The sequence below is a fragment of the Dyadobacter sp. CY312 genome (assembly GCF_021390535.1).
GTDB lineage: Bacteria > Bacteroidota > Bacteroidia > Cytophagales > Spirosomataceae > Dyadobacter.
On record NZ_JAJUXG010000054.1, the window covers coordinates 1 to 1,423 of the forward strand.

At 45.9% G+C, this 1,423-nt stretch carries 2 protein-coding genes; both read right to left on the bottom strand.

Going from position 1 to position 1,423, the window contains the following annotated elements:
• Nucleotides 1-8 precede the first annotated feature (8 nt).
• The gene (locus LZG71_RS30320; protein ID WP_409013705.1) at nt 9-773 is read right to left on the bottom strand and encodes a transposase; all 765 of its coding nucleotides are present in this window, start codon (nt 771-773) and stop codon (nt 9-11) included.
• Complete coding sequence (locus LZG71_RS30790) at nt 700-1,008, bottom strand: hypothetical protein (protein ID WP_409013706.1); 309 nt, start codon at nt 1,006-1,008, stop codon at nt 700-702. The genes LZG71_RS30320 and LZG71_RS30790 overlap by 74 nt, the downstream gene beginning before the upstream one ends.
• Between the last annotated feature and the right edge of the window lie 415 nt (nt 1,009-1,423).

A 1,423-nucleotide genomic window follows, 5' to 3' on the forward strand; every position in this document is an offset into this window, starting at 1 on the left:
AACTTGGATTAAGCATATAACTGAGTTAGACGATACAGGAAGAATTCAACGTTACGAACCCCTCTGAACTGACTTCTAAATGCCTTGATCTTTGCGTTGAAGGACTCTGCCGAAGCATTGGTGCTTCTGTTGTCAAAGTAGTTGAGGATGGTTTGATAGTGGTTCTCTATGGACCTAGCGACAGTATTGAATGACTTAAAACCAGATTGTCTGACTTTTTCATGCCATTTAGCTAATCTGGTCAACCCGTAGAGCTTTTGTTCTGTGTTGTTGAAGATATTGCTGAGTTCTTGGGCCAGATCATATGCCTTTTTCAGGTCTGGGAAGCGCTCGAAGACCAACCGAGCCCTTTCTTTTTGATTCTCTGTCCAAGTGCTGACTTTTTTGTAAAGGGCGTACCTGCTGCGTGCCAAGAGTTGTTTAATGGTATCGCCGTTTGGTAACACTTCTGGAATATATTCGGTTTGTGTGGCTTTCGCCTGTTCAATAGCGTCATTCTCTTGATCGAGAGCCTCCCATCGGAGTTTTATACGCATTTCCTGCAAGGCTTCGGTAGCCAATTTCTGCACGTGAAAACGGTCCGTAACACGTATCGCCCTAGGAAAACAGCGCTTGGCGATCATTGCCATGCTGCCTGCCATGTCCAGGGTTATTTCGGAGACTTTTTTGCGCTGGCTCTCAGGAATTTTACTGATAATTTCAACGACTGTCGCTTCGGCGATCCGATTCAGCCTTGGTGCCCGCAACAATAGCCACGATACTTCCCCGCCCACCTTTTGCAGCTTTGTTTGTAAGAATAGTATAAAGTTCACCACGAGAGAGGCTCGTTTCGTCAATGGATAGGTGTGTGCCCAGATTTTCAGGGAACAGTAGCCATTCTTTGGCATGTGAGCGCTGCTCCCAGCTCTGAAAATCGCTCAAGTGACTACGATACTGACGAAGAAGATGTTTTCCGTTAACGCCGTACATACGTCCAATACTCCACGCACTGTTTGGGTTAGTATCCACCGATACCTTTTAAAAAAGCGGAAAACTCCTTGGTCATCCGCGTACCTTCTGCAACTTCCTGCCAATCCCGCTGTTCAACCTTACCGGTCCTGGCATTCAGCCAGCGGCGGCGTTTGATATGAAGAAAGACACGTTTGTCTCGGATCGGAAAGTCCTGGATCGTGATTTCCGGCAGAAAACCTTGGACTCAAGATCTTGCCTGGCTGGATCGGAAGTTTCATAATTCTTCTCCTCCAAATAAACATGCAGAAGACCCGAGGACTTCTCCACGCGCGTCAACTCAAAATAGGATAAAATGAAATCGGGTAACAGGTACTCTACTAAAGGCAAGAAACTCTCCAAAACAAACTAGGTTGATTAAAAACACAAACCTAGAAAAATCCTATGCGCTCCACAAGTTTTTGACTTGACCCAT